Raw genomic sequence first — 22,648 nt, forward strand, 5'->3', positions numbered from 1 at the left:
ATGTAGAAAGATGCTCATACTGGTTGTAAATTGTGGAAGTTCTACCGTCAAGTATCAGCTTTTTGACATGCAAGACCCAGAACAGGGCAGGGTCATTGCTAAGGGTATTGTGGAACGCATAGGGTTGCCTGGTTCCCGTCTTGAGCACTATTATGATGAAAAATCAGTAATTAGGGAACGCGAAGTGAACAATCACAAAGTTGCTCTGGAGTGGATACTGGAGGTGCTCACTGATCCCCAAATAGGCGTTATCCAGAATGTGAAAGAAATTGAAGCAGTAGGGCATAGAGTGGTACATGGAGGAGAAAAATTCCGCGAGTCAGTGCTGATTGACGATAAGGTTATCGAAGCCGTTCGCGAGTACGTTCAGCTTGCTCCGCTTCATAATCCCCCCAACATTCTGGGCATTGAAGCCTGTCGCTCAGTATTGCCTGATGTTCCTCAAGTTGCAGTTTTTGACACTGCCTTCCATGCCACTATGCCACCCCATGCTTATACCTATGCTATTCCTTATGAATATTACGAAAAGTATCGCATCAGGAGATACGGATTTCATGGAACGTCCCACCGCTACGTTGCTGAACGAACTGCAAAAATACTGAGAAGAGACCTGTCTTCTCTAAAACTTATTACCTGCCACATGGGAAGCGGAGTGAGTTTTGCAGCGATAAAAAACGGGGAATCAATTGACACCTCTATGGGTTTTACTCCCCTGGAGGGACTGATAATGGGAACTCGCTGTGGAGATATTGACCCTGCCATAGTTCTTTTCTTGATGGAAAAAGAAGGTCTCTCCATCAAAGAAATGGACGAAATCCTTAACAAAAAAAGTGGAGTTCTGGGTGTGTCTGGAATCAGCAGTGATACCCGGGATATCGAAGATGCTGCACCCAGCAATCCAAGAGCACAACTCACCTTGGACCTCATAGCCTATCGGGCAAAAAAATACATTGGAGCCTATTATGCTGTACTGGGTGGTTTAGACGCTCTGGTTTTCACGGCCGGAATCGGAGAAAACTCCTCATATATCAGGAAATCAATATGTGAAGGACTTGAACATCTGGGTATAACTATTGATGAAGCAAAAAACACCGTTCGGAGAAAAGAGGCGGTTATTAGCCAAGATGGGGCACCCGTAAAAGTGATGGTTGTCCCTACCAATGAGGAACTGATGATTGCCCGGGACACCTGGAGGCTGGTTGCTCAGAAGAGGTGACAGAAGTGAAGGTTTATATTGGGGATGTTAAAAAAAGAGCCGGGGGGAAAAGTCACGAAGAAATAGAGGAAGTAATGGATTCCTTTTATTTTCGTCAGGAAAAGATTCTTTTTGCCGATAAAGTTCATGCTTCGCTGGATATAACCAACTGTGATACCGAAATAATGATCGAGGGCAAAATCAACACTCTTTTAATACTCACCTGCTCCAGATGTCTGGAGCCGTTTGTTTACGACCTATCAGCGAACTTACGCCTTGAATGTCGCAATTTGAACCGCTTGCACCGCTCATCTGAAATCGAAGCAGAAGCAAAAGAAGCTGACGAAATAAAATATTTTGTCGAAGAGGAGAGCTACCTTGATATAACTCAGGAAGTCAGGGAAAGTGTCATCGTCAACTTGCCTATGAAGCCTCTCTGTAAGCCGGATTGCAAAGGTATTTGTCCAGTTTGCGGGAAGAACCGTAACCGTGAAAGCTGTAGTTGTCAGAGGGAGGAAATAGATCCTCGTCTTGCAATATTGAAAAACTGGCGACCTTAACCAAGTATTTCTTTTGCAAGCAGTCGAGAAATGTTTTATACTATCCTACAACCTGGATTGGAAGAGGTGATATCATGGCGAATTTGACCAATAAAACTTCTCGCTGTCGGAGAAACAAAAGAAGAACTCATTGGGTCATAAAAGCACCGAACCTGGTGAGTTGTCCCCACTGTCACATGCCCAAACTACCTCATCGAATTTGCCCTGAGTGCGGGTACTATAACGGTAAGCAGATAGTTGAAAAAGAGGAGTAATCATCGTCACCCATGAAAATAGCGATTGACGCCTGGGGTGGAGATTTTGCACCCCATGAGATCTTAAAAGGAGTAAAAGAAAGCTACACTGAAGACTGTAGCTTAATCCTGGTTGGTCCAAGGGAACAGCTAATCCGCCTTTATTCGGAATACCAGATGGATGAGGCCAGGTTTCCCATAGAAAATGCACCCCAGATTATTGCCATGGACGAGAACCCTACTGAAGCGGTGCGCAAAAAACCATTGTCCAGTATATGTAGAGGAATTCAGTTGCTGGCGGAGAAAAAAGTCGATGCTTTTGTGTCTGCAGGTAGCACAGGAGCTGTAATGGCAGCTGCCTGGCTGGGGTTGGAGAGAATTGCCGGCGTAGAAAGACCAGCCATTGTTACCTCTATACCGAACTCCAGGGCATATACTTTGCTGCTCGATGTAGGGGCTAATGTTGATTGTAAACCCCGACATCTGCTCCACTTTGCAGTTATGGGAGCAGAATATGCCAAAATCACCCTGGGTCTGGACAACCCCAAAGTAGGTCTCCTCAGCATAGGTGAAGAAGAGAATAAGGGAAACGAGCTTTCCAAGGCTGCCTATAAGCTCCTAAAAAGTAGAGAGCATATGCTTAATTTTGATTTTATTGGTAATGTTGAGGGCTACAACATTGTTGATGGCAAGGCAGATGTGGTGGTTTGTGATGGTTTTACGGGGAATGCGTTGCTTAAGTTTGGAGAAGGCATCATAGAACTGATTTTCAAAATCATACGGGAGAACGTCACAGAACCAGCTTTGGTAATGAGAATCAAAGAGACCTGGAAGGCTTTCGATTGGAGTGAATATGGTGGAGCACCATTGCTCGGAGTGGAGGGGGTCTGCCTGATATGTCATGGGAAAACAAGGGCAAAAGGTATTAAAAGCGCAATTCTGAAAGCCAAAGAACTGGTGGAAAATGGCATAGTTCCTGCTATTCGAGAACGACTATCCAGACTCAACACTGAAGAGGCAAGAGGTGCAAAATGAAGACAAGGGTTACTGAAATACTGGGAATCGATGTGCCCATCATTCAGGGAGGAATGGCCTGGGTGGCTACCGCCCCACTGGTTGCTGCGGTATCTGAAGCCGGTGGATTGGGGGTCATTGGTACCGGCAACATGACTGGAGAGGAGCTGCGCTCGGAAATCCGTAGAACCCGGTCGCTTACCAGCAAGCCATTCGGAGTTAACCTGATGCTCCTTTCTCCTCAAATTCAGGAGCAGATAAAGGTGGTTAAGGAAGAAAGAGTTCCTGTGGTCACTACTGGAGCAGGCAATCCTGGTCACCTTATAGAGGATTTTGCAAAGCTCGGAATAATCACCATTCCTGTAGTTGCTTCTGTATCCTTAGCGAAGCGCTTGCAGAAAAACGGTGCCAGAATGGTCATTGCAGAAGGAATGGAGTCAGGGGGACACGTGGGAGAAATTACTACGCTCTGTTTGATTCCCCAGGTGGTAGACGCTCTGGATGTACCAGTTATTGCTGCAGGAGGAATAGCAGATGGAAGGGGTATGGCAGCGTGCTTTGCTCTTGGAGCAGAGGGTGTTCAAATAGGAACCCGTTTTATATGCAGTGAGGAGTGTGAAGTGCATCCTGCCTACAAAGAAGCTATAGTGAAAGCTTCGGACCGTTCTACTGTGGTAACAGGAACATCTACGGGACATCCTGTACGCTGTCTCAGAAACAAGCTTGCTCGTAAGTTTGAACTTCTGGAAAAGCAAGGTGCTTGCAGGGAAGAAATAGAGGCGCTGGGTGCTGGCAAACTGAAAGAAGCTACCTGCGGTAATGTTCAGGATGGGTCAGTAATGATGGGACAGATTGCAGGATTGATTAATGATATCAAACCCGTTAAAGCAATTATTGCTGAGCTTTTGGAGGAGTGCAAACAGACTATTAGCAGATTATACGCTGAGGTAGTGGAGCAATGAAGAAATCTGTGTTTCTGTTTCCTGGTCAGGGTTCTCAGAAAGTAGGTATGATAAGCACTTTTTTAGAAGATTTTCCATCTCAAACCAAAAAGCTATTTGAGACTGCGAACCAAATCTGCAATCGAGACCTTCTGAAACTTGCACTGGAAGGACCTGAGGAAGAGCTAAGCTTGACTTACTACACGCAACCAGTTATACTGACGACCAGCTTTTTAATTTTTTCAATTTTGGAGAAACATGCTTTTGAGCCTGAAGTAGTGGCCGGACACAGTCTGGGGGAATACTCGGCTCTTGCCTGTGCAAAGAGTATCGGTTTTGAAGAAGCAGTTTTCCTGGTACATCAAAGAGGTAAGTTAATGCAAGAAGCTGTGGAAGCCAATACAGGTATCATGGTGGCGATAATTGGCCTTGATTTAGAAGAAGTGGAAGAGATGGTTAGTGAGCTTTTGCAGCAAGGACGAATAGAAATTGCGAACATTAATGGCCCGGATCAGGTCGTGATATCCTTGGAAAAGACCCTTGAAAATGACCTCTTGTCCAGAGCCAGAGAACGAGGGGCTAAAAGAGCGGTAACCTTAAACGTGAGCGCTCCTTTTCACTCTTCGTTTATGGAACCAGCTAAAAATAAATTTGCCGCTTTTCTTGAAAACATAGACTTTAAAAAACCAAAATATACCTACATAAGCAATGTCACCGCTAAGCCTGTGGAAGAACCTCAGGTTATTAAGGAACTACTTATAGAACAGATGACCAGCACGGTTCGCTGGAGAGAGATAATTGATTACCTCTATCACCATGCCTATCGGACTTTTATAGAAGTAGGACCTGGAAAGGTCCTTGGTAACCTCCTTAAAAAACAATATCCAGATGTGAGAGTTGCCTTTACTCATACGAGCAAGAATTTGAAAGAACTACTGGAAAGAGGCGAACTTTCATGAGTGCTTTTGAAAATCAGGTGGCCATAATAACTGGAGGACGGCGAGGAATTGGTAAAGCAATTGCTCTGAAACTTGGTAAAGGTGGAGCCCGTATTGCCTTCAATGATGTTGGTCAGCCAGAAGAGATAACCGAAACTGTGGAAGAATTTCGTTCTGCAGGCATAGAGGCCAGAGGGTATCTCGTGGACGTAACCAATCGAGATGCAGTGCAAAAAATGATAGAGGATATAATAAGTTTTTGGGGAAGGATAGACATCCTGGTAAATAATGCCGGCATCACCAGAGACGGGTTGTTCTTGAGAATGAAGGACGAAGACTGGCAAAAAGTTATCGATGTTTGCCTGCAGGGAACCTACAACTTTACCAAAGAAGTTTTGAAATATATGGTAAAACAAAAATACGGCCGCATTATAAATATCTCTTCTGTAGTGGGAGTCATGGGTAATGCGGGACAGACCAACTACTCCACCGCTAAGGCGGCAATACTTGGTTTTACCAAATCCTTAGCCAGAGAAGTGGCTGCACGAGGTATAACGGTCAACGCTGTGGCACCAGGCTTTATAGACACTGATATGACCCGCAGGTTGCCTGAAGAAGTCAAAAAATTGTGGATAGACCAAATACCTATGAGAAGAGGTGGATATCCTGAAGACGTTGCAGAAGCGGTTGCTTTCCTCGCTTCAAAAGCTTCGGGTTACATCACAGGGCAGACCATCCATGTCAATGGTGGTATGCTGATGTTATAATATAAATTCTCAAAGCTCTCCTTTAGGAGGTGTAAACAATGGACGTTTTCTCCAAAGTAAAAGAAATTATTGTAGACCAGCTTGGTGTTGATGAGGACGAGGTAACTCCCGATGCGTCCTTTATAGATGATCTGGGCGCAGATTCTCTGGACATTGTGGAGCTCATAATGGCTTTTGAAGAAGAATTCGACATTGATATCCCAGACGAAGACGCAGAAAAAATCACCACTGTCGGAGAGGCTGTAGAATACATAGAATCCAAAATCAGCTGATTGAATTCTCTCTGGGCTCATGAGCGGGCAGTTTTGTGAAAATCTGTCACGGCTGGAAGAAAAGTTAGGATACAAGTTCAGGGATCCAAAGTGGTTGGAAACTGCCCTGAAGCACAAGTCGGCCCTGGAAGGTAGAGACGGAGAGTGTAACGATAAGCTCGAATGGTTAGGGGATGCGGTAGTCGGCTTATTCATAGCCGACTACCTCTTTTATAACTATGATAAACCCCGGAGCTGGCTTTCACTGATGAAATCAAAGTGGGCCAGTGAGGAATGCCTGGCGAGAGTAGCGCGTAGGATTGATTTAGGAAGTTTTGTGAAATTGGGAAAAGGAGAGGAAAAAAGCGGAGGTAGAGAAAAGGACTCCATAATTTCCAGTACGTTGGAAGCGGTAGTTGGAGCTGTCTTTGTAGATTCAGGTTCTTATGAAGCTACCAAAAAGGTGCTTGAAAAAATATTCCTAAAAGAAGAAAGTCTGGAATTTTTGTTCTTGCCTCTGAATTACAAGGGTTTGCTTCAGAGGTGGTGTCTCCAGAAGATGGAATGTATTCCTAAATACGAGGTAATTCAGGAAGACAAGGCCTTCCCCAGATATCTGGTAGGGGTAAAAATAAATGGGAAGATAGTCGCTTACGGAGAAGGACCTAACAAGAAAAAGGCTGAACAGGCTGCAGCGAGGCAAGCTTGGGAAGCCCTGGTTGCCGAAAATCATAGACCCCATTAGTCCACTATACATGCAAATTAAAGAGCTCTTCTTGCAGGGATTCAAATCTTTCGCTAATCCAACCCGCATAGAATTCGATCGGGGACTGAATGTTATTGTAGGACCCAATGGTTCTGGCAAAAGCAATCTTATTGACGCTGTGAACTGGCTCCTGGCTAACCCGTCAAGGTTCCTTCGAACCACCAGAAATCACGAAGTTATTTTTCAGGGCTCTTCCACTGTTTCTTCGTTGGGGATGGCTTTTGTGGAAATGCTGGTATGTGACCCCGCTCAAGATGAGTTCTCCATAGGAAGAAGAGTTTTTGCTTCCAGTATCTCCGAGTACCTGGTGAATGGACAGTCCACGAGGTATAGGGATTTTAAAAGTGAACTGGCCAGAAGAGGAATGAATTCTTCCAAAACCAGGATTATGGCACTTGGGCAGGAGCAGCTTCAGATATTTTTCCATTCCTCGCCTGAAGAGAGATTTCACTTTCTAAAAAGCATAAGCGGGGTTGAAGAATGGGAAGAAAAACTGACGAATTTGCGCTTGAAGCTTGAGAGAATTAAAGCAAAATTTCAGCGGTTGCAAGAAAGAGCTAAAGAAGTGGCATTTCAAGTTAAGCAAATTGAACCCTTGGTAGAGGAAGAAAAGTGCTATCTTAAAGAGCTGGAAGAATTGCGGTTTATCAAGGCGGTATACCTGGAAAAAGAAATAGTCTCCAAAAAAGCACTTCTTAAAGATTTAATAAATCGCCAAAAAGCTGTACTTCTTGAAAACCAAATGTTGGAAGAAAAAATAAACTCTGGTTACCAGCAAAACACCATTAAAGAAAAAGAATTAGAAACGCTCTCTCGAAGAATAGAACGTATCAAACAACTCCAAGAGAAGCTTTTTATGAGGAAAGAAGTCTTAGAGAGAGAACTGTATGTTTATCTTACGCGAAAACGAGAGGCTATTGCGACCGCTCTGGCAGCACGAAATAAGTTGCTTGAAGTGGAAGAGGAAATTTCAGCACTGGAGAAGAACTTGCCTTGCTTTGGGTTGGCTGAAAACAAAACGGGTTTGCTTGAGGAAATAAAAATGCTACAGCAAAAACTCGAGAGGCACCTCAAGTCTTTGAGTGCTGCAAGAAGGCACAAGGTTAGACTTCAAGAAAAAATTGCTGCCCTGGTTAGCTGGCAACGAAATCTGGAAAGCGATCTCTCCAGCTCTACAAAAAAGCTACAGACCTTGTTGGAAGAAATTGTCCGAGTAAGAAATGCTATTTTGAAGGAACAACAGGCAATACGGGAAAAGTCTCTACATATTTCAACTCTTGAAGCTCGAAAGGGAGAACTTCTGAAAAAACTATCTCGACTGAAAGTCCTTGAAGAGAAAGTACAGCAAAAACTAAGCGTTTTCCAGGAAAAAAGAGAAATCGCAGACCATATCATTAACCTGGCAAGAGAGCTACGCAGTAAGGGATTTACGGAAGAGAGTATAGAGGCAATATCCTGGTTACTGGACAAACTTCAAGTTTTACCTCCCTCTTTGCTTTATGCCCAGGATTCCGAAAAAACGGGCAAATTTTTCCTGTCACCGCATTTTGTATCTTTCCTACAGAAAGAAAGCAGACTTGAATTATCTTCGGGGACTGCTTGGGATAATCTTCCCCCGCTAAATCTACTTACCGCCAAAGGTGATTTGATCATTCTGGGTGGAGCGATCGTAATTTTTCCAAAAAGAATCGTTTTGCAAGGAAAACGGTCAGGAACCCATATTGTACTGAAAAAGCGCAGAGAAAAATTGCAAGATATAGCAAGGGCTTTAGAGCAGGAATTGCGGAGCACAGAAAACTCGCTTTCAAAAGCAGAACAAGCATTCCATCAACAGAAGTTACACTGTGCCAAGATGGAAGAGAAATTGAAGTTTTTTCTGGACCAGAAAGTGCAAAACCAGAACTTTGTTTTGGAGCGAGAAAAGCACAAAGCAAAGGTTGTCAGAGAATTACAAGCAAGAGAAAAGCGCCTTGCTGAGCTGGCACACTTAGAAAAAAAACTCCAGCGGAGAATAAACCAGCTTAAGGAGATCCTCCACAAAAAACAGCAGAAAGTACAAGAACTGGATCGAGTCCAGGCTGCCCGAAGGAACTATCTATCCAAAATTGAAAGGCTGAGAGAAAAAATAGAGTTTATAAAAAAATATTTTGGTTCTACGGACCTCGAGCAAGTATCAAACCCTGGTTGGCATCTTCAAAATTCCAAGCTTCAGAGAGTACTGATGCTGATTGAAAAACTGAAAGTGCTGGTTGGAGAAAAACAAAGGAAGCAGAACGCTCTTAAAGAAGAATTAAGGGGTATGCGTGAGGCAGTCAGGTCGCTGCAGGAGAGGTTACATAAACAGGAAAGGTTTTATAACAGCCTCCTGATGCGCAAAGAGAGAATACAGCAGGAAATTCAAGAACTGGAAGCCGAAAGGGCAACTTTGGGCAACATCGACTTAAAGAGCCAAGAATTCCTGGAAGCAGCAAAACAACCTCCTGAAGACTTGAAGAACATGATTAAAAAGAAGCAACAGTTAATTTCCAGCCTTTCACCCAAACAGGGTGCTATAAAAGAAATGGAACGCCTTTTAGAGAGAGAACAATGGCTAAACGAGCAGATAGCCGGGTTTGAGAAATTGATCACCCTTGCTCAGTATGAGATACAAAAGTGTTACGCTATGAGTACCTATCGTTTTGAGAGGTTTATGAAGGAATTACAAAAGGCTTTTATGAGAAACTTTGCAGAAATTTTTGAGAGTGGGAAAGCACGTTTGGTTCTCAAAAAAAATAGTGTCGAGACCTACATAAAGTTGCCTGGCAAAAGAGAACGCGATTTCGTGCTTTTATCAAGTGGCGAAAAAGCACTGTGCAGCCTGTGTTTTGTGCTTGCACTACTTGAGGTAGCAGAGCTACCTTTTGCATTGCTGGACGAAGCGGATGCCAATTTAGACCATTTTAATGCTCAGAAAACAGCCAAGCTCCTTCAGAGTTTTGCCCAGCAAAGGCAACTCATAGTGGTAACCCACCAGGAAGAAGTGATGGAGGTAGCTCAGCGGATAATCGGTATCACCATGGAAAACGGTGTGTCAAAAGCCGTTTATCTCAAAAACATTGATTCTGAAGCTTACATAAGCCACGCAGACACTTTGGGGAGGAATGAGTAGTGAGCGCAGCAAAAGGACTTTTTAAGAAGTGGTTGAGCAATCTCGATGCTATGAAGAAACAAATTAAAGAACGCTTAAACGCAGTCTGGAACCGAGAAGCTATTACTGAGGAGGAATGGGAACAGCTTGAGGAAACCCTTATTCAAAGCGACATAGGACCCCGCCTTGCCATGGAGATAATTGAAGAGCTTCAAGCCACCAAATCCGAACACAAGGACTGGCAGAGCTGCTTATTTGAGAAACTCTATTCGATTATCGAAAAAAACGACGCTCGCCTCTTTCCGGAAGCTGACCCACAGTTCAGCAAGATTGTGGTTTTGATGGGCATCAACGGAGCGGGTAAAACAACTCTTGCCGGAAAGCTTGCTCGCTTCTTTAAAGACCAAGGAGAAAAGGTTTCGCTTGTTGCAGCAGATACCTTTAGAGCTGCCGCTCAAGAACAGCTCGAAATTTGGGCAAAGCGTGCAGGAGTAAATATAATAAAGTCGTCTTCTGGAACCAATCCTGGAGCAGCCGTTTTCGATGCCCTGCAGTTGATTAAGAAGAGGGGCGATACGGTAGCCATCGTAGATACTGCAGGACGTTCTCACGTTAATAAAAACTTGCTCAGCGAGCTTGAGAAATTATCTAAAGTTATTTACCGGGAAATACCATCTTCAAACGTAGAGAACCTCCTGGTAATCGATGCACTGGCTGGGCAGAATGCTTTCCTACAGGCTGAAAACATTGCCAAATTCATTCCTATCACCGGTGTTGCGCTCACTAAATGGGATAGTCAAGCCAAAGGCGGAATCGTTTTTCGAATCCACCAAGAACTTGCTTTACCTATAAAGCTGGTTGGAACGGGCGAAACGATAGAAGACTTATTTGTATTTGATCCTGAAGAATTTGTAAGAGCGATTGTTTACTAAATTTATTGATTACAACAAAAGTCCTTCCTTGACATAAAAGGTGTGGGCGATTATTATCTATCTGTTCTTTTTGAGCAAACGTCTAAATTACTCGGAAGGAGAAAGAGAGATATAAACGTATGTTTGAAAGTTTGGTTGATAAGTTTTCCGGCATTTTCAAAAAGCTGAGAAGCAAAGGAAAATTGTCTCCTCAAGAAGTGGAGAGCATACTTAAAGAATTGCGGATGGTACTTCTTGAGTCAGATGTTCATTACAAAGTTGCTAAGGACTTGATTAACAGAGTTAAAGAAAGAGCGGTAGGCAGGGAAGTTCTGGAAAGTGTAACCCCAGGTGAAATGGTTATAAAAATTCTCTGGGATGAAATCCGCAAATGTTTGGGAGGAGAGACTCAAAATCTTAACATATCTGCACTGCCTTCTTTCCTGCTTCTTGTGGGCTTGCAGGGTTCCGGGAAAACCACTACTTGCGCCAAGCTTGCTTTGAGGCTTAAGAGGCAGGGTCACTTCCCCTTGCTGGTTTCTACCGATACCAGGCGTCCAGCAGCTAAGGAACAACTGAAGACACTGGCCCAGAATGCTCAGATTGACTTCTTCGACGAACCGGATGCCACATCGCCACTTGAGGTGGTAAAGAAAGCTCGTGTTTTTGCTCGCCAAAAAAGCAATGACGTTGTAATTGTAGACACGGCGGGAAGGTTGCACGTTGAAGAAATGCTCCTGGCAGAGCTTCGAGAACTTGTTGAGCAGGAAAGTTTTCAGGAAACACTTTTGGTTCTGGACGCAACGACTGGACAAGAAGCCGTTAAAGTGGCCAAGAGTTTCGAAGAGTGGGTGAAACCAACTGGCATAATACTCACCAAGGTAGACACTGATGCCAGAGGGGGAGCGGTACTTTCGATAGTTTCTCAAACTGGATGGCCAGTCAAGCTGGTAGGCACAGGTGAAAAGCTGGAGCAAATAGAAACTTTTCACCCTGACAGAATGGCTAGCAGGATTCTGGGTTTGGGAGATACGCTGACCTTGATAGAAAAAATAGAAAAAGCCATTGAAAAAGAAAGTGAAGAAAAACTTGTTCAGAAACTTAAAAAGGAAGAAATAACGCTTAATGATTTTTTGGACGAAATCAAACGGTTACGCAGCGTCTCCTCCTTTGAAGAGATAGTAGGTATGCTTCCTGGAAACTTGCGTAGCAACCTGAGCATGGTGGACGGGGAAAAGAATTTAAAGAAAGTAGAAGCGATTATATGCTCTATGACTCCCCAGGAAAGACAGAACCCTTCTATAATCAATGCAAGCCGTAAAAAAAGGATAGCTCGAGGCAGTGGTACTTCCATTCAGGAAGTAAATAAATTGCTTAAGCAATTTGAAGAGTTTAAAAAACTATGGAAACAAATGCACAAAGGCAAGTTTTCTCCCCTGCGCAAGAGGGGTATTTTTGGATGGAAAATATAAGAATACCAGTCCAAATGGTGAGAAAGGAGCGTCGATAAAAAGTGGCAGTCAAAATAAGGTTAACCAGGATAGGTAGAAAGCATGCCCCGTATTATCGAATTGTGGTTACTGATGCAAAAGAAGCTCGTGATGGGAAACCGATAGAAGTTTTGGGCAACTATTCACCGATTGCTAATCCACCAGTGTGGGGCCTGAAACCTGAAAGGGTCCAGTACTGGATATCCAAAGGAGCACAAGCCACTCCTAAGGTTCAATCAATCCTTAGAAGCACCCTTAAAGCAGAGGAGGCAGCAAAACAGTGAAAGAATTGGTCGAATATTTGGTGAAAGCTCTGGTTGATAACCCTGAACAGGCCAGGGTAACGGAAGTCGAGGGAGAACAGTCGGTAATCTATGAGGTTAGAGTGGCTCCAGAAGATATGGGAAAGATAATAGGCAAACAAGGCAGGATTGCCAAAGCGATTAGAACCATCGTCCGAGCCGCCTGTGTTAAAAACGGTAAAAAGGCGATTGTGGAAATACTTGAGTAAGTGAAATTTTCATTTGAACATGCCTACCAAAAAGAGAGACAGGGTAGTGGTAGGTAAGATAGTCAGAATACAAGGTCTTAAGGGGTGGCTTAAGATTGCCACCTTTACCTCTTTTCCTGGACGTTTTGCTCCGGGAGCAGTGCTCTGGCTGGAAACTCCGGAAGGGAAAGCCGTAGAAGTAAAAATTGAGGACGTGCGAAGCGAAAAAAGCGGGTTTATGTTCGTCCGCTTTCAAAACTACACCGCAAGAGAACAAGTAGAAAAGTTCCAAGGAGCACTGCTCAGCGTTGACAGAAAACAGGTGCCGCCTCTACCGGAGGGAGAATTTTACCACTTTGAGCTAATTGGTGTTCGCGTTTTTGAAAAAAACGAGTTTAAGGGAGAAGTTACGGATATTATAGAAGGGCCAAACTATGATTATTTGGTAGTTAGCTACCAAGGAAAAGAGAGTTTTGTACCCTTTATCAAAGAGTTCGTGAGAGAGGTTAACCTGCAAGAAAACTATGTTATCGTTAGTTGCCCCGAAGGTTTCTGGGAATGAGAATTGACGTAGTGACTATTTTCCCGGAACTTATAGAAAACTATACCAGTGCGTCCATATTAAAAAAAGCTCAGGAGAAAAACCTGGTGAAAATAAAGGTTCATAACCTGCGCTGGTTTACTCTGGACCGACATCAAACAGTAGATGACTATCCCTTTGGTGGCGGTCCAGGTATGGTGCTGAAGCCAGAACCGATCTACAGGGCAGTCAACTTTATCAGGAGTTACACCCGGAGTGTTCCTCGAATAATTTTGCCCAGTCCACAGGGCAAGGTTTTCCATCAAAAAAAGGCCCAAGAATTAGCCAAAGAGAGGCATTTACTTTTCATATGTGGTCGTTATCAGGGCATAGACGAAAGAGTGCTGGACCTTTTACAGTGCGAAGAAATTTCCATTGGAGATTATGTCTTGTCAGGAGGAGAACTTCCTACCCTGGTTATTATTGAGGCCGTTGTGAGACTTATACCAGGTGTGCTTGGAGACGGTGAATCCATCGAATATGATTCTTTTACTGACGGCCTCCTGGGTCCTCCCCAGTTTACCAGGCCTCGAGTATTTCAAAATCTTTCCGTACCCCAAGTTTTGCTTTCTGGGAACCACCAGCTTATCGCCAAGTGGCGGTATGAAAAAGCGCTTGAGAAAACAAAAAAAGTTCGTCCTGAACTTCTCAATCTTGTAAAAAAGGAGAAAGAATGATATAGTATTTCCCGTCTCGCAGCCGGGCTACAACGTAGAGGGAGGAGATAATGGAGATGGATAAAGCGAGAATCATACAAAGTGTTGAGGCGTCTTATCTGAAAGAAGTTCCCGAAATAAGACCTGGTGACACAGTACGAGTGCATTTTAAGGTTGTAGAAGGCGACAAAGAAAGAATTCAGGTTTTTGAAGGGCTGGTCATTTCAGTCCGGGGTTCAGGTACTGGTCGAACCTTTAAGGTGCGCAAAGTATCCTTTGGAGTAGGTGTGGAGAGGACTTTCCCCTTATATTCTCCTCGTATAGAAAAAATAGAAGTTTTGCGGAGTGGCAAGGTACGTCGAGCAAAATTATACTACCTTAGAGAGAAAAGTGCTAAAGAATCTCGCCTTGAAGAGAGACGCTAAGGCCAAGAGAAAGTCTGCTTTGCGAGAAATAATTGAAACTGTAGTATGGGCTCTGGTCATTGCTCTTTTAGTACGTTACTTTGTGATAGAAGGTTATTACATTCCTTCGAGCTCAATGGCCCCCACTTTAGTGCCTGGAGAACGGGTGCTGGTGGCCAAGTTTATTTATCGCTTTACAGAGCCCTCGCGGGGTGACATCGTTGTTTTTCGTTATCCCATAGATAAAAGGAGAAACCTTATTAAAAGGGTTGTTGGGTTACCAGGTGAGCGCATAGAGATAAGAGACGGGAAAGTTTTTGTAAATGGCGTGCCTCTGGAAGGTGAGCTGTTCAACAGGACTTATTACGAAGCAGGGTATTATGGAGAAGGAGAGCATATCGTGCCTGAAAACAGCTATTTTGTATTGGGCGACAACAGCAAAAACAGCGACGACAGCCGCTTCTGGGGTTACGTGCCCAGGCAGAATATTTTGGGAAAGGCTTTTCTGGTATATTGGCCTCCGCAAAAAATTCGGCTTCTACATTAAAAATTGAAGAAAAACTATGGAGCGAAGGCTATCGGTTTATTGGAGGAGTTGACGAAGCCGGTAGGGGAGCACTTGGCGGTCCGTTAGTTGCAAGTTGCGTTGTTTTACCCCCATTCAGCTCGTTTCCCTTTTTAAAGGATTCCAAAACCCTTTCCCCCCAAAAACGTGAAGACCTTTTTTCTTTTATTTGCGAGCACGCTATTGCCATAGGTATAGGCATGGCCTGTGAAAGGCTTATCGACGTTCTGGGTATCAATGCCGCAAACCTATACGCTTTTAGAGAAGCCATCTCCAGGGCAACTCTATCCCGGCCTTTAGAGTTTCTAATCTTTGACTGGCTGGAAGTGAAGGGGATCCCCATACCCTCCTTAGCTTTTCCCAAAGCCGAGGATAAGAGTCAAAGCGTGGCAGCAGCCTCAATTGTTGCAAAGGTCTTTCGAGACAGGTTGATGCAAGAGCTATATCACAATACTTTTCCCGAATACCGATTTTGCGAACATAAAGGTTATGCAACCAAGGTACACACTCAGGTAATACGTAAGCTGGGTATTGCAAAATGTCACCGCCAATCTTTTTGTAAAAACTATGAGACCAAAAGCGCAAGGCCACTTTGGAGAAGAAATAGCCAGCAAATGGATTGAGAAAAAACTCAAAATGAAAATTATCGCCAGAAATTATCGCTCACCTTTTGGCGAGATCGATTTAATTGCTCAAAAGGGCGATGCTTTTGTCTTCTTTGAGGTAAAGTTGAGGACTTCGACTCAAATGGGCAATCCCGAGGAATCAGTGAATTCCTTAAAACAAGGCAGAATTCGAAAAACTGCAATTCATTTTATGATGAAAAAGGGTATCAATCCTGAGAATACGACCTTTAGTTTCTGGATTGTCGCTATTCAAAAGCAGGGTAAAGACTACAACATACGCTGTATTCCAGATGCTTTTTAATCCGCTCAGAGAGAGGTGAGCCACTTTGTTGGCGAAAGTACGAAGCGCCACAGTGATAGGAATTGAAGCCAGACTGGTGGAAGTAGAAGTGGATGTAAGTTCGGGCATGCCTTCTTTTCAAATAGTGGGACTTCCGGATGCTGCCGTTCAGGAAGCCAGAGAAAGAGTGCGTAGCGCTATCAAAAATTCTCAGTTCTCGTTCCCAGCCCGCAGGATAACTGTAAACCTGGCTCCAGCGTCTCTCAAAAAGACAGGAAGTGACTTTGATCTGGCAATAGCCCTGGGTATCCTCAAAGCCAGTAAGCAAATTGATTTTGATCAAGAACACTCAAAAATTTTCCTTGGAGAGTTATCCCTGTCAGGAGAGCTAAAACCAGTCAGGGGAGTTCTTTCCATAGCCCATTTTCTCTCCAAAAGCAACCAATCCTTTCAACTGATATTACCCAAAGCCAATGCAAAAGAAGCGGCTCTTTTTGAGAATCCATCAGTGTTTGGGCTGAGGTCTTTGGTGCACGCCTGTGCTTTCCTTGAGGGAAAAGAAGTAGTTGAAAAAGAAAGCGTTTTACAGTGTGATTTTTCTCAAAAACTTGATTTTGCGCTGGATTTAAAAGATGTGAAAGGGCAAAAGAGAGGTAAAAGAGCCCTGCAGGTTTGTGCTGCGGGAGGACACCATCTTTTAATGATGGGTCCACCAGGGGCTGGAAAGACCATGCTGGCAAAAGCTCTGGCTTCGATTCTTCCTGTGCCAAGTCTTGAAGAAGCCATTGAAATAACCAAAATTCACAGTATAGCTGGTCTCTCGGAGCACAATGCACCTCTAATAACTCATCGACCCTTCAGGTCCCCCCATCATACTATATCAGACGTCGCTTTGATTGGAGGAGGCCAATGGCCCAAACCTGGCGAAATAAGCCTGGCCCATCACGGAGTGCTTTTTCTCGACGAAGTGCTGGAATTTAAGAGAAATGCGCTGGAAGCTCTGCGAGAACCTCTGGAATGGGGCAGGATAACCATATCGCGAGCTAATATGGCGGTAACCTTTCCAGCCAGATTTATCCTTGTGGCCGCCTGTAACCCCTGTCCATGCGGTTTTTTTGGGGATAGTAAGAAGCATTGCACCTGTTCTTATCAGCAAATAATTCGTTATCGCAACAAGCTTTCCGGGCCGATAATGGACCGTATAGACCTGCAAATAGAAATACCCAGGTTGGATTTTGAAGAGATGGTTTCCGAAAACAGTGATTATTCCTCTTCAGAAGTACGCGAGAAAATTGAGGCAGTGAGAGAACTTCAGAAAGAACGCTTCAAAAAGGAACAGATCTCGCTTAATGCAGAAATGAATCCACGTCAGATTAAAAAATATTGTGTGGCAGAGAACGAAGCAGTAAAACTTCTAAAAGACGCGGTTGAGAGGCTTGACTTCAGCGCTCGAGCATACCATCGTACTCTCAAAGTTGCTCGTACTATAGCAGACCTCGAGGGTAAAGAGCACATCCAGGAGCATCACGTTGCGGAAGCGATTCAGTATCGCATGCTTGATAAAAAACGCCTGGAGTACTGATACAATGGATGAACTGGAGAAAGCTCACTGGGTTGCTTTCAGCCACGTTAAAGGGATAGGCCCGAGTCGCTTTCAAAAGCTCCTTTCCCATTTTGGCAGTGCCTGCAATGCCTGGAACGCTTCAGAGAAAGAAATGCTTCTCGTTTTGGGTGAAAGACTGACCTATGAGATAAACCAGCAAAAGAAGAAGTTGCAACCGGAAAAACTGTATCGCGAAATAGTGGCCAGGGAGATACAAGTACTCACTCTGGAAGATCACAATCTTTATCCCCCGCTTTTGCGAGAAATTAGTAATTCACCCTATGTTCTCTACTGCAAGGGAGATTTCTACTTTCAAGATTTTAAGCATTTCTTGGCCGTAATCGGCACCAGGAAACCAACTCCTTATGGTCTCAGAGCTGCACACATTCTTTCTCGTTCGGCTGCAGAAAAGGGCATAGTGATAGTGAGTGGTCTGGCCACAGGCATTGACGGAGAAGCCCATCGTGGGGCTATAGATGCAGATGCGCCTACCATTGGGGTTTTGGGTTCAGGATTTGACCATCTTTATCCTCGTATACATAAAAAGCTTGCTCAGGAAATCCTTGAGAAAGGAGGCCTTCTGGTTTCGGAATACCCCCCTTCCACAAAACCCTCAAAAGAAAGCTTTCCGCAAAGGAACCGAATAATCAGCGGGTTGTCTCATGGAGTGCTGGTTGTCGAAGCTCCAATTAAAAGTGGCACCATGATTACTGTTGATTTCGCACTGGAACAGGGTAGAGAAGTGCTGGCCGTGCCGGGTCCAATATTTTCCAGAACCTGTGAAGGGAGCAACCTCCTTATAGCTCAGGGCGCATATCCGGTAGTCTCTGTAAAGAGCATCTATGATTTCTTTCAGCTACCCCTTGAAACAGCAACCAGAGAAGAACATTTAGAACCAGCAAGCCTGGCAGAAGAAAATCTGTTGCAACTTATTCCCTTTGATGGCATCCATAAAGAAGAGTTGTTACTCCAAAGTAAGCTCGAGGAAAGCACTTTTTACAAAGTACTTCTGGCCTTAGAAATCAAGGGTCTTATTGGAGAGTCAGCCGATGGAAGACTGTTCCGCTATTGACAAACCACAAAGCCCTCTGCTATAAATTTTATGTGAGTCGGGGCGTGGCGCAGCCTGGTTAGCGCGTTCGTTTGGGGTGCGAAAGGTCGGCCGTTCAAATCGGCTCGCCCCGACCAGTTTCCTTCCAACCAGTTCTTTAAGGAGGATACCTCATGAGTATCGCAGAGCTTTTTTCTCTTCAAGACGAAGTGGCTATCGTAACTGGTGGTGCACAAGGTTTAGGCCGAGAAATGAGCCTGGGGCTTGCAGAAGCAGGTGCGCACGTAGTAATTGCTGACCTGGATATAAACACTGCACAAAGGACTGCTTCCGAAATTCAGGCCTTAGGCAGAGAATCTCTGGCCCTTCGAGTTGACGTCACCAGTAAAGAGCAAGTGGAGCAAATGGTTAGTCAGTCTTTATCTCGTTTTGGAAAAATCGACATTCTGATTACCTCTGCAGGCATAGGCCAGTGGAGGAAAGCCGAAGAGATGAGTGAAGAGGACTGGAAAAGAGTAATTGATGTTAATTTGACTGGCACTTTTTTATGCTGTCAGGCAGTGGGCAGAGAGATGATCAAACGAAAAAAGGGGAGTATCATCACCATCTCTTCGATGTCAGGTCTGATTGCCAATACACCCCAGCCTCAATCCCACTATAATGCTTCAAAAGGCGGAGTGATTATGCTCACCAAATCCCTTGCTTCGGAATGGGTAAAATACAATGTACGGGTGAACACAATCGCTCCCGGATATATGGAGACCAAACTGGTTGCTGAACTTCTTAAGAGCTATCCCGATTATGCACGCATATGGAAGGAGTTAACCCCCATGGGTAGACTTGGCCGACCAGAGGAGATTAAAGGACCGTGTGTGTTCCTGGCCTCTGCAGCTTCTTCATATGTAACGGGAAGTGTTTTGGTGATGGATGGAGGGTATACAATATGGTAAGGAGGTGATGTAACCGGATTTTAAGTCGTATTAACGGGTAAAGGTACTTTTTAAGTATCAAGCACTACAATTATTTAATTTGATGAAGGAGGTTGAAGCCATGCGAAAGGGAATTAATGTGTTGTTGGTTGTCTTGCTGGTTCTTGGATTGGGAGGGTTAGCTTTTGCACAAGTGGCCAATCCGGAATGGTGGCAGAAAGCAGCTGAGCCTTACAAGGGAGTTGTTATTAAAGGTATTTCAGAAAGCACGCCGCCTTCAAAAGCCATGGTGGAAGTAGCAGCTCCGGAGTTTGAAAAGCTCACTGGTATTAAAGTTCAGTTTGAAGTAACTTCCTGGGACGAGATGTACAACAAATCCATCCAGGACCTACAGTCTGGGGCAGGAATATATGATTTTATATATGTCGAACAGGACATAATTTACGCTTACCTGGAGCAAAATTGGTTAACCAACCTTACACCTTTCATTCAGAACTCCGCAATAACTGAACCCAACTTCGACCTGGATGACTTTACCAGCTTTATCAATTACTTCAAAGACGCCGAAGGAAACATCTTTGCCATTCCTTTTGAGGCATTCCTTAAGTCCTACATCTACCGTAAGGACCTTTTTGAAGATCCAGAAATACAGAAAGCCTTCAAAGAAAAGTATGGATACGACCTTGCTGTGCCGACTAACTGGGATCAATATACCGATATCGCTAAGTTCTTTACAGAATACGGCAAAGAAAAGGGGATAGAGCTTTACGGTCACGTTGCACAGGCCAAGACTCATCCCTGTGTGGCATATGAGATGTGCGAGAGCATCTGGCCAGCATGGGGCATTTACAACTGGGGTATAAATTTAGAAACCATGCGAGCCAGTGTGGACAAGGGTGGCACCCTTAACAGCGAGCAAGCCAAGAAAGCTTTCAGGTGGTATGTTGATATGCTTCAGTACGCTCCTCCTGGTGTGCGTACCTATACCTGGGATGAGACCGCTGCCGTTTTTGGAGCTGGGAAAATTGCTCAAGGGCTTATCTACCTTGAGAACATAGGCTGGCTGGCAACTGACCCCACCAGGTCTGCAGTAATTGGCAAAATTGGAGTAGCACTTCCACCTACTGCACCTGGAGTGCTTGAAGAAGCCAAGGCGGGCAAGGGTTACATAGGATATTATGATGGTGGAGCTCTTGGAATACCCCACAGTGCTAAGAACAAGGAAGCAGCCTGGTTGTTCATTCAATGGTGTGCCCGCAAAGAGTGGCAAGCAGAATTTGCCAAACTGGCCACTCGTGTGGTACGTAAATCCACTTTTGACGATCCGCTCATTAAGGAACTGGATCCCAAAATGGGTGGTTACTTCACCTTGTTGAAAGAGCAGGGTCACCTCTTCGCTGGTGCTCCTCCTCTCCCCATGCATCGGCCACTGAACGAAATTTACCTTAAGTGGATTTCCAAGGCAGTAGCTGGGGAAATTTCCCCCGAAGAGGCCCTTGATAATCTTGCTCAGGAAGTAGACCAACTGATGGAAGAGCTGGGCTACTAACTGGAGGTAGAACCGTGAGAGAAAACAAAGCACAAGCGTGGGGGCTTATTGCCCCCACGCTTACTTTAATGATTCTGATTGGCGTAATTCCGGTTTTATACATTATCTATCTCAGTGCTTTCAAGTACAACGTGTTTTCACGAGTTGGAATGGTGTATACCGGGTTTAACAACTTCCGAAAATTAATGTTCGACCAGGACTTTCTGAAGTCTCTACGCTTGGGGCTCACTTTTGTGGTGCTGTGTTGCGCTATAGAAATGCCCCTCGGTTTGCTGATAGCAAATTTACTAACCTTCGAATTCAAAGGGAAAGGGATTTTTAGAACCATAATGACCCTCCCTCTGGCTATGGCTCCCATCAGCATTGGTAGTATGTGGGTTTTGCTCACTAATCCTGATATTGGACCAATACCATTTTATTTAAGAAAAGTAGGTATCGATTACAATATTGGTGTTAATGCTTCCCAGGCTTTCTTTACCACTGTGCTGGTTGATGTTTGGCACTGGACGCCTTTTGTAACTCTTACCCTAATGGCTGGCCTATCAAGTTTGCCCAAGCAGCCTTACGAAGCTGCATTAGTGGACGGGGCCAATCGCTGGCAGACTTTCCGTTATGTTACTTTGCCCCTTCTCAAGCCGATTCTCCTGACAACTCTTTTTATAAGGATTATGGATACCTTCAGAATATTCGACGAGGTATGGATGCTCACCAGTGGTGGTCCTGGTACGGCCACTCGCTATGTTAGCATTCATCTGGTGCGGCTGGTTCTACAGTCCATGGAGTACGGCTATAGCTCTGCAATGTCATTGTTCTTGCTATATTTGACCATCGTAATGTGCTGGTTACTCCTGACTTTTATATCATCCTCACAGGAGGCTTCCTAAATGAGCAAAAAAAGCTTAAGGTTGCTTGCTATCTATGTCGTTTCCATTGTTATTGCCATAGCGACTCTTTTTCCCATCTATTGGATGTTTGTGGTGTCTGCCCGGACCAAACTGGAAGTTTTCAGTGGCCCCAGGCTTATACAAACTTCTTTTTACGCTATGAACTACTATCGTCCCTTCTTTAAAGATATTTATGGTAGATACCTTCTAAATTCTTTAATCATTGCTTCCGGCAATACAGCTTTAGTTGTTGCCCTTGCTGTTCTGGCAACTTATTCTTTCTCTCGCTTTCGTATATCAGGTTCCAACAACATCTTTTTCTGGACCATAACCAACCGTATGGCTCCTCCTGCAGTGTTTATCGTACCTTTTTTCCTTATTTTTACCAGAGTGGGCTTGAGAGATACCAAACTGGGCATGATACTGCTTTACTGTATATTTAATCTACCTTTTGCTATATGGTTGCTCAAGGGAATGATGGATGCTATTCCAAAGGAACTGGACGAAGCAGCATTGATCGATGGCTGTTCCCTGTGGGGAGTGTTAACTCACGTTATCCTTCCCCTTGCTAAGCCAGGGATTATGGTAACCGCAATACTCACCTGGATTTTTGCCTGGAATGAGTATCTCTTTGCATCCATACTAACCAGCGTCAATGCTCGGACCATTACCACCGGCCTTGCTGAGTTTGTTACTGTTATCGGCACTAACTGGGGAGAGATGGCTGCAGTGTCGATGGTCTGCTTGATACCGGCTGTAATCTTTATTGGCATCGCCCAAAAGCATATTATTGCAGGTCTTACCTTTGGAGCAGTTAAAGACTGAGGAGTGGAGAACA

Annotated in this window: 26 protein-coding genes and 1 tRNA gene; all 27 read left to right on the forward strand. The window is 44.4% G+C overall.

Annotation, left to right across the window (positions count from 1 at the left end):
• The first annotated feature begins 10 nt into the window (after nt 1-10).
• The 27 genes from QBE54_RS06245 (at nt 11) to QBE54_RS06375 (ending at nt 22,635) form a co-directional block, all read left to right on the forward strand.
• A complete protein-coding gene (locus tag QBE54_RS06245) occupies nt 11-1,216 on the forward strand; it encodes an acetate/propionate family kinase (protein ID WP_369017345.1) in 1,206 nt (401 codons plus the stop codon).
• A gap of 5 nt (nt 1,217-1,221) precedes the next feature.
• Nucleotides 1,222-1,755 (forward strand): DUF177 domain-containing protein, encoded by a 534-nt coding sequence (locus tag QBE54_RS06250; RefSeq protein ID WP_369017346.1) that lies wholly within the window; start codon nt 1,222-1,224, stop codon nt 1,753-1,755.
• Nucleotides 1,756-1,829: 74 nt separating this feature from the next.
• On the forward strand, nt 1,830-2,009 hold the full coding sequence (gene rpmF, locus QBE54_RS06255) for a 50S ribosomal protein L32 (protein ID WP_369017347.1): 180 nt from the start codon (nt 1,830-1,832) through the stop codon (nt 2,007-2,009).
• Nucleotides 2,010-2,021: 12 nt separating this feature from the next.
• Nucleotides 2,022-3,023: a phosphate acyltransferase PlsX gene (gene plsX / locus QBE54_RS06260; RefSeq protein ID WP_369017348.1), complete on the forward strand. Its 1,002-nt coding sequence runs from the start codon at nt 2,022-2,024 to the stop codon at nt 3,021-3,023.
• Nucleotides 3,020-3,964, forward strand: a complete 945-nt coding sequence (gene fabK, locus QBE54_RS06265) for an enoyl-[acyl-carrier-protein] reductase FabK (RefSeq protein ID WP_369017349.1) — start codon at nt 3,020-3,022, stop codon at nt 3,962-3,964. The genes plsX and fabK overlap by 4 nt, the downstream gene beginning before the upstream one ends.
• A complete protein-coding gene (fabD, locus tag QBE54_RS06270; protein ID WP_369017350.1) occupies nt 3,961-4,902 on the forward strand; it encodes an ACP S-malonyltransferase in 942 nt (313 codons plus the stop codon). Before fabK ends, fabD begins: the two co-directional genes overlap by 4 nt.
• On the forward strand, nt 4,899-5,648 hold the full coding sequence (gene fabG, locus QBE54_RS06275; RefSeq protein WP_369017351.1) for a 3-oxoacyl-[acyl-carrier-protein] reductase: 750 nt from the start codon (nt 4,899-4,901) through the stop codon (nt 5,646-5,648). The genes fabD and fabG overlap by 4 nt, the downstream gene beginning before the upstream one ends.
• Before the next feature lie 38 nt (nt 5,649-5,686).
• Nucleotides 5,687-5,920: an acyl carrier protein gene (locus QBE54_RS06280; RefSeq protein ID WP_369017352.1), complete on the forward strand. Its 234-nt coding sequence runs from the start codon at nt 5,687-5,689 to the stop codon at nt 5,918-5,920.
• Between the two features lie 19 nt (nt 5,921-5,939).
• A complete protein-coding gene (rnc, locus tag QBE54_RS06285) occupies nt 5,940-6,644 on the forward strand; it encodes a ribonuclease III (protein ID WP_369017353.1) in 705 nt (234 codons plus the stop codon).
• Complete coding sequence (locus tag QBE54_RS06290; RefSeq protein WP_369017354.1) at nt 6,619-9,813, forward strand: AAA family ATPase; 3,195 nt, start codon at nt 6,619-6,621, stop codon at nt 9,811-9,813. Before rnc ends, QBE54_RS06290 begins: the two co-directional genes overlap by 26 nt.
• The gene (gene ftsY, locus QBE54_RS06295; protein ID WP_369017355.1) at nt 9,813-10,724 is read left to right on the forward strand and encodes a signal recognition particle-docking protein FtsY; all 912 of its coding nucleotides are present in this window, start codon (nt 9,813-9,815) and stop codon (nt 10,722-10,724) included. The genes QBE54_RS06290 and ftsY overlap by 1 nt, the downstream gene beginning before the upstream one ends.
• A 119-nt stretch (nt 10,725-10,843) precedes the next feature.
• Complete coding sequence (gene ffh, locus QBE54_RS06300) at nt 10,844-12,175, forward strand: signal recognition particle protein (protein ID WP_369017356.1); 1,332 nt, start codon at nt 10,844-10,846, stop codon at nt 12,173-12,175.
• A 41-nt stretch (nt 12,176-12,216) separates the two neighbouring features.
• A complete protein-coding gene (rpsP, locus tag QBE54_RS06305) occupies nt 12,217-12,477 on the forward strand; it encodes a 30S ribosomal protein S16 (protein WP_369017357.1) in 261 nt (86 codons plus the stop codon).
• On the forward strand, nt 12,474-12,704 hold the full coding sequence (locus tag QBE54_RS06310; protein ID WP_369017358.1) for a KH domain-containing protein: 231 nt from the start codon (nt 12,474-12,476) through the stop codon (nt 12,702-12,704). Before rpsP ends, QBE54_RS06310 begins: the two co-directional genes overlap by 4 nt.
• Before the next feature lie 19 nt (nt 12,705-12,723).
• Complete coding sequence (gene rimM, locus QBE54_RS06315) at nt 12,724-13,245, forward strand: ribosome maturation factor RimM (protein ID WP_369017359.1); 522 nt, start codon at nt 12,724-12,726, stop codon at nt 13,243-13,245.
• Nucleotides 13,242-13,940: a tRNA (guanosine(37)-N1)-methyltransferase TrmD gene (gene trmD / locus QBE54_RS06320; RefSeq protein WP_369017360.1), complete on the forward strand. Its 699-nt coding sequence runs from the start codon at nt 13,242-13,244 to the stop codon at nt 13,938-13,940. The genes rimM and trmD overlap by 4 nt, the downstream gene beginning before the upstream one ends.
• Nucleotides 13,941-13,996: 56 nt before the next feature.
• Nucleotides 13,997-14,344, forward strand: a complete 348-nt coding sequence (gene rplS, locus QBE54_RS06325) for a 50S ribosomal protein L19 (protein ID WP_369017361.1) — start codon at nt 13,997-13,999, stop codon at nt 14,342-14,344.
• A gap of 19 nt (nt 14,345-14,363) precedes the next feature.
• The gene (gene lepB / locus QBE54_RS06330) at nt 14,364-14,870 is read left to right on the forward strand and encodes a signal peptidase I (RefSeq protein WP_369019404.1); all 507 of its coding nucleotides are present in this window, start codon (nt 14,364-14,366) and stop codon (nt 14,868-14,870) included.
• Complete coding sequence (locus QBE54_RS06335) at nt 14,837-15,511, forward strand: ribonuclease HII (protein ID WP_369017362.1); 675 nt, start codon at nt 14,837-14,839, stop codon at nt 15,509-15,511. Before lepB ends, QBE54_RS06335 begins: the two co-directional genes overlap by 34 nt.
• Nucleotides 15,456-15,815 (forward strand): YraN family protein, encoded by a 360-nt coding sequence (locus QBE54_RS06340; protein ID WP_369017363.1) that lies wholly within the window; start codon nt 15,456-15,458, stop codon nt 15,813-15,815. The genes QBE54_RS06335 and QBE54_RS06340 overlap by 56 nt, the downstream gene beginning before the upstream one ends.
• Before the next feature lie 28 nt (nt 15,816-15,843).
• Nucleotides 15,844-17,376 carry a YifB family Mg chelatase-like AAA ATPase gene (locus QBE54_RS06345; RefSeq protein ID WP_369017364.1) on the forward strand — a complete coding sequence of 511 codons (1,533 nt, stop codon included), beginning with the start codon at nt 15,844-15,846 and terminating at the stop codon, nt 17,374-17,376.
• 4 nt (nt 17,377-17,380) lie between these two features.
• Nucleotides 17,381-18,469, forward strand: coding sequence for a DNA-processing protein DprA (gene dprA, locus QBE54_RS06350; RefSeq protein WP_369017365.1), 1,089 nt, complete (start codon nt 17,381-17,383; stop codon nt 18,467-18,469).
• A gap of 38 nt (nt 18,470-18,507) precedes the next feature.
• Nucleotides 18,508-18,585: transfer RNA gene (locus QBE54_RS06355), tRNA-Pro, on the forward strand.
• A 36-nt stretch (nt 18,586-18,621) separates the two neighbouring features.
• Nucleotides 18,622-19,398 carry an SDR family NAD(P)-dependent oxidoreductase gene (locus QBE54_RS06360; protein WP_369017366.1) on the forward strand — a complete coding sequence of 259 codons (777 nt, stop codon included), beginning with the start codon at nt 18,622-18,624 and terminating at the stop codon, nt 19,396-19,398.
• A 100-nt stretch (nt 19,399-19,498) separates the two neighbouring features.
• A complete protein-coding gene (locus QBE54_RS06365; RefSeq protein WP_369017367.1) occupies nt 19,499-20,926 on the forward strand; it encodes an extracellular solute-binding protein in 1,428 nt (475 codons plus the stop codon).
• A 14-nt stretch (nt 20,927-20,940) separates the two neighbouring features.
• On the forward strand, nt 20,941-21,810 hold the full coding sequence (locus QBE54_RS06370; RefSeq protein ID WP_369017368.1) for a carbohydrate ABC transporter permease: 870 nt from the start codon (nt 20,941-20,943) through the stop codon (nt 21,808-21,810).
• Nucleotides 21,811-22,635: a carbohydrate ABC transporter permease gene (locus QBE54_RS06375; protein ID WP_369017369.1), complete on the forward strand. Its 825-nt coding sequence runs from the start codon at nt 21,811-21,813 to the stop codon at nt 22,633-22,635. It begins immediately after the preceding gene.
• Nucleotides 22,636-22,648: the final 13 nt, after the last annotated feature.

The sequence above is a fragment of the Thermatribacter velox genome (genome assembly GCF_038396615.1).
Taxonomy (GTDB): Bacteria; Atribacterota; Atribacteria; order Atribacterales; family Thermatribacteraceae; genus Thermatribacter; species Thermatribacter velox.

Bases quoted from the DNA above. Each gene is read 5' to 3' on its own strand.
- rplS (WP_369017361.1), top strand. From the start codon at position 13,997: ATGGATAAAGCGAGAATCATACAAAGTGTTGAGGCGTCTTATCTGAAA.
- fabK (WP_369017349.1), top strand. From the start codon at position 3,020: ATGAAGACAAGGGTTACTGAAATACTGGGAATCGATGTGCCCATCATT.
- QBE54_RS06365 (WP_369017367.1), top strand. From the start codon at position 19,499: ATGCGAAAGGGAATTAATGTGTTGTTGGTTGTCTTGCTGGTTCTTGGA.
- plsX (WP_369017348.1), top strand. From the start codon at position 2,022: ATGAAAATAGCGATTGACGCCTGGGGTGGAGATTTTGCACCCCATGAG.
- QBE54_RS06360 (WP_369017366.1), top strand. From the start codon at position 18,622: ATGAGTATCGCAGAGCTTTTTTCTCTTCAAGACGAAGTGGCTATCGTA.
- QBE54_RS06340 (WP_369017363.1), top strand. From the start codon at position 15,456: ATGAGACCAAAAGCGCAAGGCCACTTTGGAGAAGAAATAGCCAGCAAA.
- QBE54_RS06280 (WP_369017352.1), top strand. From the start codon at position 5,687: ATGGACGTTTTCTCCAAAGTAAAAGAAATTATTGTAGACCAGCTTGGT.
- fabD (WP_369017350.1), top strand. From the start codon at position 3,961: ATGAAGAAATCTGTGTTTCTGTTTCCTGGTCAGGGTTCTCAGAAAGTA.
- rnc (WP_369017353.1), top strand. From the start codon at position 5,940: ATGAGCGGGCAGTTTTGTGAAAATCTGTCACGGCTGGAAGAAAAGTTA.
- QBE54_RS06375 (WP_369017369.1), top strand. From the start codon at position 21,811: ATGAGCAAAAAAAGCTTAAGGTTGCTTGCTATCTATGTCGTTTCCATT.
- dprA (WP_369017365.1), top strand. From the start codon at position 17,381: ATGGATGAACTGGAGAAAGCTCACTGGGTTGCTTTCAGCCACGTTAAA.
- QBE54_RS06245 (WP_369017345.1), top strand. From the start codon at position 11: ATGCTCATACTGGTTGTAAATTGTGGAAGTTCTACCGTCAAGTATCAG.
- fabG (WP_369017351.1), top strand. From the start codon at position 4,899: ATGAGTGCTTTTGAAAATCAGGTGGCCATAATAACTGGAGGACGGCGA.
- rpmF (WP_369017347.1), top strand. From the start codon at position 1,830: ATGGCGAATTTGACCAATAAAACTTCTCGCTGTCGGAGAAACAAAAGA.
- ffh (WP_369017356.1), top strand. From the start codon at position 10,844: ATGTTTGAAAGTTTGGTTGATAAGTTTTCCGGCATTTTCAAAAAGCTG.
- trmD (WP_369017360.1), top strand. From the start codon at position 13,242: ATGAGAATTGACGTAGTGACTATTTTCCCGGAACTTATAGAAAACTAT.
- rimM (WP_369017359.1), top strand. From the start codon at position 12,724: ATGCCTACCAAAAAGAGAGACAGGGTAGTGGTAGGTAAGATAGTCAGA.